9 protein-coding genes and 1 pseudogene are annotated in these 8,770 nt (G+C 60.7%); 7 read left to right on the top strand and 3 right to left on the bottom strand.

What is annotated here, in order from left to right; all coding sequences use genetic code 11:
• Window positions 1-1,550, bottom strand: a 1,550-nt coding sequence (locus EOD15_RS22450; RefSeq protein WP_127408830.1) for a (5-formylfuran-3-yl)methyl phosphate synthase, incomplete at its 3' end; no start/stop codon positions are given.
• A 250-nt stretch (window positions 1,551-1,800) separates the two neighbouring features.
• On the opposite strand from EOD15_RS22450, the gene EOD15_RS22440 reads away from it, so the two are divergent.
• From EOD15_RS22440 to EOD15_RS22415, 6 genes are read left to right on the top strand one after another with little or no spacing between them, the layout of a single operon-like run.
• Window positions 1,801-3,030: an ABC transporter substrate-binding protein gene (locus tag EOD15_RS22440; protein WP_127319304.1), complete on the top strand. Its 1,230-nt coding sequence runs from the start codon at window positions 1,801-1,803 to the stop codon at window positions 3,028-3,030.
• 21 nt (window positions 3,031-3,051) lie between these two features.
• Entirely contained in the window at window positions 3,052-4,023 is a 972-nt protein-coding gene (locus EOD15_RS22435) for a YVTN family beta-propeller repeat protein (RefSeq protein ID WP_127319306.1), read from the top strand.
• Window positions 4,024-4,052: 29 nt separating this feature from the next.
• Window positions 4,053-4,496, top strand: coding sequence for a hypothetical protein (locus EOD15_RS22430; protein ID WP_127269840.1), 444 nt, complete (start codon window positions 4,053-4,055; stop codon window positions 4,494-4,496).
• Window positions 4,497-4,544: 48 nt separating this feature from the next.
• Entirely contained in the window at window positions 4,545-5,333 is a 789-nt protein-coding gene (locus EOD15_RS22425; protein WP_127319308.1) for an ATP-binding cassette domain-containing protein, read from the top strand.
• A gap of 35 nt (window positions 5,334-5,368) precedes the next feature.
• On the top strand, window positions 5,369-6,205 hold the full coding sequence (locus EOD15_RS22420; RefSeq protein ID WP_050580490.1) for an ABC transporter permease: 837 nt from the start codon (window positions 5,369-5,371) through the stop codon (window positions 6,203-6,205).
• Between the two features lie 53 nt (window positions 6,206-6,258).
• Window positions 6,259-6,834 carry a hypothetical protein gene (locus EOD15_RS22415; protein ID WP_245463736.1) on the top strand — a complete coding sequence of 192 codons (576 nt, stop codon included), beginning with the start codon at window positions 6,259-6,261 and terminating at the stop codon, window positions 6,832-6,834.
• A gap of 16 nt (window positions 6,835-6,850) precedes the next feature.
• On the opposite strand, the gene EOD15_RS37260 is transcribed toward EOD15_RS22415, so the two are convergent.
• Entirely contained in the window at window positions 6,851-6,982 is a 132-nt protein-coding gene (locus EOD15_RS37260) for a hypothetical protein (RefSeq protein ID WP_281035283.1), read from the bottom strand.
• A 270-nt stretch (window positions 6,983-7,252) separates the two neighbouring features.
• Window positions 7,253-8,191, bottom strand: a complete 939-nt coding sequence (locus tag EOD15_RS22405) for a LysR family transcriptional regulator (protein ID WP_127319312.1) — start codon at window positions 8,189-8,191, stop codon at window positions 7,253-7,255.
• A 124-nt stretch (window positions 8,192-8,315) separates the two neighbouring features.
• Between EOD15_RS22405 and EOD15_RS22400 the strand changes: the two are divergent.
• A pseudogene (locus EOD15_RS22400) lies at window positions 8,316-8,770 on the top strand (class 1 fructose-bisphosphatase); the annotation flags it as partial.

Genomic DNA, 8,770 nt, shown 5'->3' with positions numbered 1-8,770 from the left:
GTAATGTCCCACGAGGCCGGAACATCCAGCGCCGGCAGTGCCAGGGATGACGGCAGCCACACCGGAACCTTGCCCGCCTCCAACGCTCGCCCGATCTCGTCCAGCGACCGTGCCGGCGTCAGTCTTTCGTCCCGGTCGAGGATGACATGGCCGAACTGCTCCATGGCCAGGATCGCCATGGCATGCGCGGCGGCGTCGGAAAAATCCATGCGTGTCTGCGTCTCGCGCACATGGTCGGCAAAGAGGCCGCCGCCGGGCACGATGACGATCGGCAGCCTGGAACCCGCCAGCGCTGCGATCCAGCTCTTCATCTCCGCCGCATGGGCCGTGCTGCCGCCAAGCTTGACGATGGCCCGTCGGAGCATTTCGGGGCGTTCCTGGCGCGGCCGGAAAACAACGCTCCGGTCTTTTCGGCCGGCAGTGCCGGAGGCAGCGCCGCGTCCCGCCGATTGGCGCTTGCGTTCGATCTCGACGCCGACGCCGCCAGGGCCGAGCTCGAGCTTCTCCACCCTTACCGTGACACGCACGACACGCTGGTTCTCCAGGACGTGCGCTGCCACCTGCTCGGCCAAAGCCTCGCTGAGCTGGATATGTCCCCGCGCGACGATGGTGCGAATGCCGTCCATGATGATGTCATAAGAGAACACATGGCGCATGTCCTCGGGATGGTCGGTGATTTGCAGCACGTCGGCGGCCACATCAAAGCGCACTTTTTGAGTATGGCCATGCTCGAAGCTGTAGGCACCGATCTGGACCGGCAGAACAAAATCCCGCACAAAAATCCTGTCCGTGCCCAATGTCGGGTCGGTGTCCGGCGAATAGCCTCTCGCCGCCAACAGGCGATAGTCGATACTCGATTGACCGCCGGTCCCGGATTCCGCCGGGATCAACTCTCGAATCTGCGAGACCGCCTCGGCGCTGATCGAACTCGTGCGACCGGAATGGCCACACAGCGCCCCCCGAAAGCCGAGAAAATCGGGAGCGAAAGGCAATAGGCGCGGAATATCCGGAACTTCCAGCGATCCACTCAGGCCGACCATCAGACCGAGCGATTTCGTTCGGTCGACGAATCCCGGAATACGCTCCGGCGGCAGATGATCGAGCAGCCGGCCCTTCCCCTTTTGCGCGGTATCGACCATCACGCCATGGAAGCGATGCCTGGCGAATATCGGCAGAAGCTCGAAGTCCGGCGCCAGATCGGCAAACAGCACGGCAATCAGCTTCGTTCGTGCGGCGAGCGGTTCGAGCGCCTGTGCGCAGGCAGAGATATTCGCCGAAGGAAAAAATCCGATCTTCACATAGTCGACGCCGGTCGCCGCGATCTCTTCGGCCTTGATGCGGATCGTTTCGGGCTCCATCGGCAGGTCGCCGCAGACCGCGCTGACCGGAGCCCGACCAGCGATGAACGAAATCGTTCGGCGCATGGTTTCCGTGGACACCGCGCCCAGAGCTCCCGCCTTCGGGTCCTTCAGGTCGACGATGTCGACACCTCCAGAAAGAGCGATCTCCGCCTCTTCGATGCCGGTGACGCTTGCCAGCATTCTGGTCATTTGAACAGTTTCTCCAGTTTGGAGGACAAGACGTTTTTATAGAGGCAGTCGATCCCCCTGCGCCACGTCTCGCCGGTGTTGCCATGCGAATCGACGCCGGCGACCTTCCGCACCGTTCTGGCAGGCGCGAAAAGTCTTCCGATAGGGTTTGATAAATTTTGCGGGTCGGCTAAGTTGATCATGGGCACCTTGACTTGGCGCGGGTCCGGCAACCGTCGAACCTTTGCGCAAGAATGGGTAATTACTATCGATGACGAGCGCGGTGCCAGGCACTCTCGCTGCCTTTTTGTGCTTTTTTTCCCTGACCGTCAACGTTTCCGACGCGACAGGCCAGGAAACGGTGGCGAAGCCGGAAAAAAAGACAACCGAAATCAAGATAGGCTATTTGCGGGCCTACGCACCGCAATTGACGCTTTCCATGCTCGACCTGCCGCCACGTGACGAAGGTGTCGCCGGCGCCGAGGTGGCGATCGGCGACAACAATACGACCGGAAAGTTCACCAACCAGAAATTCAGCCTCGACGTGACCGAGATCAAGCCCGACGGCGACGCGGTTCAGGCATTCGCAGGCATGATCGCCAAGGGCGACCGCTATGTGGTCGCCGATCTTTCAGCCAAACAATTGCTGTCGATCGCCGACATCGCCCGCGACAAAGGCGTGCTGATCTTCAACGTCGGCGCCACCGACGACAGCCTTCGCGAGGAGGACTGCCGCGTCAACGTTTTCCATGTCGCGCCGACGCGCAGCATGCTGGCCGATGCGCTGGCGCAGTATCTCATGGTGAAGAAGTGGCCGAATTGGGTGCTGCTCTATGGGTCGCATGAGCAGGATCGTCTCTACGCCGATGCGTTGCGCCGCGCGGCAACCCGCTTCGGCGGCCAGATCGTCGCCGAGAAGGAATTCAAGGATACGGGCACAGCCAGGCGCACCGACACCGGCGCCACGCAGATACAGCAGCAGATTTCCGTGTTTACGCAAGACCTCCCGGAGCATGACGTGGTGCTTGTCGCCGACGAAAGCGAGGTTTTCGGGACCTACGTGCCCTATCGCACCTGGACGCCGCGGCTGGTCGCCGGCACGGCCGGTCTGGTTGCATCGTCATGGCATCCCGCCAGCGAACAGTGGGGCGGCATCCAGATGCAGAGCCGCTTCTTGAAGACGGCGAGCCGGCGGATGCTTTCAAAGGACATGTCGGCCTGGACGGCGGTGCGTGCCGTCGGCGAGGCCACCACGCGCACCAAGGGCGACGATGCGAAAAAAATCAGCGACTACATGCGCTCGGACGACTTTTCGGTTGCTGCTTTCAAGGGGCAGAAGCTGACCTTCCGCAAATGGAACCTCCAGCTTCGCCAGCCGATCTTGCTTGGCGATACCAAGTCCGTCGTCTCGACATCGCCACAAGAGGGCTATCTTCACCAGGTCTCCGAACTCGACACGCTCGGTGTCGATCAGCCGGAAACGAAATGCGCTCTCAAGTAGAGTCAATCGGGAGGAATTTGCGTGCAGAAACGAGCTTGCGCATTCGCCATTCTCGCGGCCGGCCTGACGGCCAGTCCGGCATCGGCCTATACGGCCTACGTTTCCAACGAGAAGGACAACACGATGACCGTCGTCGACACGGCGACGATGCAGGTGGTGAAGACAGTTGAAGTCGGCCAGAGACCTCGCGGCATCACCATCTCGCATGACGGCAAGTTCGTCTATCTATGCGCCAGCGATGACGATACGGTCCAGATCATCGATACCGCGACGCTTGAAATCGTCGGTACGCTGCCATCCGGCCCCGATCCCGAATTGTTCGTGCTCTCGCCGGACGGCAAGACGCTTTATGTCGCCAATGAGGACGATAATCTCGTCACCGCCATCGACGTCGAAAGCAAGCAGGTCCTGGCCGAGATTCCGGTCGGCGTGGAACCGGAAGGCATGGGTGTCAGCCCCGATGGCAAGACCATGGTCAACACCTCGGAAACCACCAGCATGGCGCATTTCATCGACACCGGCACGCATGAGGTGACCGACAACGTGCTGGTCGACACGCGCCCGCGCTTCGCCGACTTCAAGCCCGACGGCTCGCAGGTCTGGGTCAGCGCCGAGGTCGGTGGCACTGTCAGCGTCATCGACAACGCCAAACGCGAAGTAGTGAAGAAGATCCAGTTCGCGATTCAGGGACTGCGGGCCGAAACCATCCAGCCGGTAGGCATCGCCATCACCGCCGATGGCAAGAAAGCCTATGTCGCGCTCGGCCCGGCGAACCATGTCGCGGTGATCAATACCGACACCTACGAGGTGGAGAAATACATCCTCGTCGGCCAGCGTGTCTGGCATCTGGCCTTCACGCCCGACCAGAAAACGCTGATCACCACGAATGGCAATTCCAACGATATTACCTTCATCGACACGGCCACCGACGAGCCGGTCCAATCGCTCACCGTGGGCCAGCAGCCCTGGGGTGTGGTCATTTCGCCCAAATAGCAGACATTGATCATCGGGAGGCTCAAGACATGAAACTTTTCCGCAGGTTTTTCTTCGCCGCGCTCGCCGGATTCGTCCTTGCTCCGACCGGAGCAAGCGCCGACGACGCAACACCAAAACCGTCGCGTGCCAGCAAGAACCTGCCGGAACTGATTATCGGTTCGGCCGATTCCACTTACGCCGTCAATCAGAAGGATTTCGAGCTGATCGCCGGCCAGGGCTATCGCTGGAAGATCACCTCCAAGGGCGGTTTCGAATACAAGTTCGTCACCGACCTCTTCCGCAATGTCTGGATGGACCAGATCGTCATCAACGATTTGGAAGTGCATATGGACGGCGGACCAGCCTGGCTGGAATTCGACGACGCGGGAACGATCCAGGTGCAGTTCCATACCGTTCGCCCGGGCGAATATACCTGGTCGGTTCCCGACCTTGCCGACAAGGGACTGAAGGGCAAGATTACGATCAAGTGAGACATCAAGGCGCCAGATAGCCAACGCGTCCTGAAGGAGCGGCCCGGCATGCAGCATATGAGGACAAGCGGTCCGGGAGAAGAGGTGGCGGCGCTCGATGTCGGTGCCGTCAGCCATTCCTATGGCCAGAAGCGGGCGCTCAACGACGTCTCCTTCTCGATCGCGCCGGCGACTTTCACCGTTCTGCTCGGCCTCAACGGGGCCGGCAAGACAACGCTGTTCTCACTGATAAGCCACCTCTACGACACGCGTCACGGATCGATCCGCATCTTCGGCCATGACATTCGCCGCGCATCCGGCGAAGCACTCAGACGCGTCGGCATCGTGTTCCAGGCACGCACGCTCGACCTCGACCTCAGCGTCTACCAGAATCTCTCATACCACGCCTCGCTGCATGGCATTGGCGGACGCGACGCTCGCCAGCGCATTGCCGCGCTGCTTGAAGCGGTCGACATGCAGGGCCGCCAGCATGACAAGGCACGCAGCCTCTCCGGCGGTCAGATGCGGCGCATCGAAATCGCCCGGGCGCTGTTGCACCGCCCTTCCCTGCTCCTGCTTGACGAGGCGACCGTAGGCCTCGACATCGAGTCTCGCGCGGGCATCCTCGCCACCATCCGCAAGCTCGTCCAAGCCGAGGGCATCGGCGTGCTCTGGGCCACGCATCTGATCGACGAAGTCGAAGACGCCGACCATGTCGTCATACTGCGGCGGGGTGAGTTGGTCGCGAGCGGCAAGGTGTCGGATGTGATCCGTGCGAATGGTGGAAGTTCGATTCGCGAAACCTTTTCGAAGCTCAGCCGCGTCGATGCGGCGGGCATGGCGGAGACGTCGCCATGAGCGCTCCTGCGATGCCTGGAAAGCTCGCCGGCATCATGCCGGTGCGGTCTGAGCCATTCGGCCTGCGCCACTATCTCATTTGCCTGAAAGGCGTCGTCCTGCGCGAGTGCCTGCGCTTCCTGCACCAGCGCGAACGCTTCATTTCCTCGCTGGTCCGGCCGCTCGTCTGGCTGTTCATCTTCGCCGCCGGCTTTCGCCAGGTGCTCGGCGTGTCGATCATCCCACCCTACAAGACCTATGTGCTCTACGAGGTCTATATCACGCCGGGCCTTTGCGGCATGATCCTGCTGTTTTCCGGCATGCAGTCTTCGCTGTCTATGGTCTACGACCGCGAGATGGGCAACATGCGCATCCTGCTGGTCAGCCCGTTTCCGCGCTGGTTCCTGCTGGTGTCGAAGATGCTCGCCGGCGTGGCCGTATCGATCGTGCAGGTCTACGCGTTCCTGATCGTTGCCTGGTTGTGGGGCGTCAAAGCGCCGCCACTCGGCTACCTCTATGTGCTGCCGGCGCTGTTCCTGTCGGGCATGATGCTTTGCGCGCTCGGCATGCTCTTGTCTTCGCTGATCAAGCAGCTCGAAAACTTCGCCGGCATCATGAACTTCGTCATCTTTCCCGGCTATTTCGCGTCTCCGGCGCTGTATCCCTTGTGGCGCATCCAGGAGGCGAGCCCGCTGCTCTACAAGATCTGCCTCTGCAACCCGTTCACCTATGCCGTCGAACTGATCCGCTTTGCCTTCTACGGGCAGATCGAATGGCTGTCGCTGGGCGTCGTGGCCGGCTGCACGCTGCTGTTTCTGGGCGGCGCCATCATCGCATACGACCCTTCGCGCGGTTTGGTGATCCGCAAGCAGGACATGGGAGGAAACGCCTGATGGCGCGAATGAGACTTGTTCACGCTCTCGTTGTGGTCGCCACGCTTGCCTCGATGGGAGGCGCCGGCGCGGCAAACACCGATCCCGACTGGCCCTGCATCCAGCGTAAGGTGCCACGGCTCTCGCTTGGCCAGATCTGGAATGGGCCGGAGCTTCCTGCGACCGCGAAAGATTGGGCGAAGGATGCCCGTGTGTCGGCGCTTGTCGAGGCGGTGGCGGCCCGGCGGACGCCGATTGCCGAAGCTCAAAAAGAGATCAAGGATTTCGCGACTTCCCTGCCGCCCGAGCAGGTGGCACCAAAAATGACGATGCTGGTGCAGGGAATGTTCGACCATATGGACGCCGAGCGTTCGCACGTGATCTCCGGCATCTCCCGCTATGCGCACAAACAGCTCGAAATGGCGGCACAGTTGCGTAAGGAAGCATCCGAAGTCGACGCGCTGCGCGCCAAGGCCGATGCGGATCCGGACGAAGTCGAACGGCGAACCGACCAGCTGAATTTCGCGACGCGAATTTTCACCGAACGGGTCCAGTCGCTGACTTATGTCTGCGATGTGCCCACGATAATCGAGCAGCGGCTTTACCAGTTGTCGAAGACCGTCTCGGAAACGCTCGTCGTCAAGAAATAGACCTTGGCCGCCTGCCTCATGACCCCCTGCCAGGCAGCACACGCCAGCGCTGCACGAAATAACCGGGATGCGTCTCGATCCACCGAGCCACCAGCGGCTGCGCCTGCATGAAGGCAGTCCCGGGATTCATCGCCAGACCGTCTACCATTTGTTCGCGTTGTTCGCAGGTCCGCGGTACATCCGTCAGACAGACCATCATAACTAGTGTGTAAAGCATTACCCCTTTTCCCCATCGAATTCCCGAACCCTACCCGGGAGGTTTCCGAACAGTCTGCAGGGGTTGCACATACAGATCGCTTACGGGTGTGAAAGGACGTGGCCCCCGCTCTTTCGCACTGCAACATAACATATCGCTTATATAACACCAACGATCGCGGGCGTTCTCCACCGGACTTTCATCCGTTGCATTCGTAAAATGTCATCCCGCCTTGTCTGGATACAGCTTTCCGAAAAGGGGCAGATACATCGCGCCCTTGCGCATCAGGAAATCGTTGAACGTGGCCATGGCCGGCGAGATTGCGTGATCGGTTCGCATCACCGAGAACCATTGCCGGCGGATTGGCATGCCGACAACGTCGAGGATGACAAGCCGGCCTGCTTCGGTTTCCGCAGCGATGGTGTGGGCAGAGATGAAGGCGATGCCCAGACCAGCCATAACCGCCTGCTTGATCGTTTCGTTCGAGGCCATCTCGACACCAAGGTCGTCGATGCGCCCAGGCACGTCGCTCAGGAATATTTCCAGCGAGATGCGGGTTCCGGAGCCGGGCTCGCGAATAAGGAAATGCTCCTCCGCGATCCGCTCCTTGGAGATATCCCGCGCCGCGACCAACGGATGGTCGGGCGGCGCGATGATGACCAGCGGGTGATCGCCGAAGACCGAAGCACGCACCGGAACCTCTTTCGCCGGGCGCCCCATCAGCGCGATGTCGATGTCGTGGTTCCTGAGGTTGTCGATCGTCTGGGCGCGGTTGCCGATGGCAAGCCGCATGTCGATGTCGGGATGGTCCTTCATGAACGCAGCCATCAGCCGCGGCGCGAAATATTTGGCGGTGGAAACGACGCCGAGCCTCAAGCTGCCGGTGCGTACGCCCTTGATGGCATCCATCTTGTCTTCGAGCAAACCGAGATGCTCCTCGATAACCTGCGCTGTCTCGACGAAAGCCCGACCTGCGGCAGTGGGACGCATGCCGTCCGACGTTCGGTCGAACAGAGCCAGCTGGAATTCTTCCTCCACTTGCCGCAACTGGATTGTCAGCGCTGGAGGAGACAGGCCTAACATCTTGGCCGCGCTGACAATTTTGCCGCACTTGATGATTGCCTGGACGGTCTTGAAATGCTTGAGCGTGAGGTTCCTCATGCCGCATACTAAATTATTTTTACTAGCTAAGTAAAGTTATTGAATTTTACTTATCTCGCGACGTTTGTTTCCATTCCTCCAGTCCAGCCGCTCCGAGGAGATGCGGCCGGACCGGGAGGTTACGATGCCAGCGGCAACGCTCGACGCTTTTCTGAACTCCTATCTCGGCCAGCCTGACGAATTCCGCTCGGCAGTTGTGACGACCGTCCGTCAGTTGACACAGGCCGCCATCAAGGTCCGCAACACCATCAATCAAGGGGTGCTCGGCGCCGCCTTTGCCGAAACCCGTGGCGCCAATGCCGATGGCGACGTCCAGAAGGATCTCGACGTCTTCTCCGACGACATCTTCCTCGACGCCATGCGCCGGGCGCCTGTCGCGCTTTACGCCTCCGAGGAACTGGAGCAGCCGGTCCTGCTCAACAGGCAAGCGCCACTCGCCATCGCGATCGACCCGCTCGACGGCTCTTCCAACATCGACACCAACGTCTCGATCGGAACGATCTTCTCGCTCCTGACCGCAACTGGCGCGCCGGACGCTTATCCGGCCGCCTCTTTCTTGCAGGCGGGGGTGAACCAGCT

The sequence above is a fragment of the Mesorhizobium sp. M7A.T.Ca.US.000.02.2.1 genome, from assembly GCF_003996995.1.
Taxonomy (GTDB): domain Bacteria; phylum Pseudomonadota; class Alphaproteobacteria; order Rhizobiales; family Rhizobiaceae; genus Mesorhizobium.
The sequence above is the reverse complement of the archived record's forward strand: the minus strand, read 5'-3'. Positions and strand labels throughout refer to the sequence as shown.

Bases quoted from the DNA above. Each gene is read 5' to 3' on its own strand.
- EOD15_RS22440 (WP_127319304.1), top strand. From the start codon at position 1,801: ATGACGAGCGCGGTGCCAGGCACTCTCGCTGCCTTTTTGTGCTTTTTT.
- EOD15_RS22430 (WP_127269840.1), top strand. From the start codon at position 4,053: ATGAAACTTTTCCGCAGGTTTTTCTTCGCCGCGCTCGCCGGATTCGTC.
- EOD15_RS22425 (WP_127319308.1), top strand. From the start codon at position 4,545: ATGCAGCATATGAGGACAAGCGGTCCGGGAGAAGAGGTGGCGGCGCTC.
- EOD15_RS22420 (WP_050580490.1), top strand. From the start codon at position 5,369: ATGCCGGTGCGGTCTGAGCCATTCGGCCTGCGCCACTATCTCATTTGC.
- EOD15_RS22415 (WP_245463736.1), top strand. From the start codon at position 6,259: ATGGGAGGCGCCGGCGCGGCAAACACCGATCCCGACTGGCCCTGCATC.
- EOD15_RS37260 (WP_281035283.1), bottom strand. From the start codon at position 6,982: ATGGTAGACGGTCTGGCGATGAATCCCGGGACTGCCTTCATGCAGGCG.
- EOD15_RS22405 (WP_127319312.1), bottom strand. From the start codon at position 8,191: ATGAGGAACCTCACGCTCAAGCATTTCAAGACCGTCCAGGCAATCATC.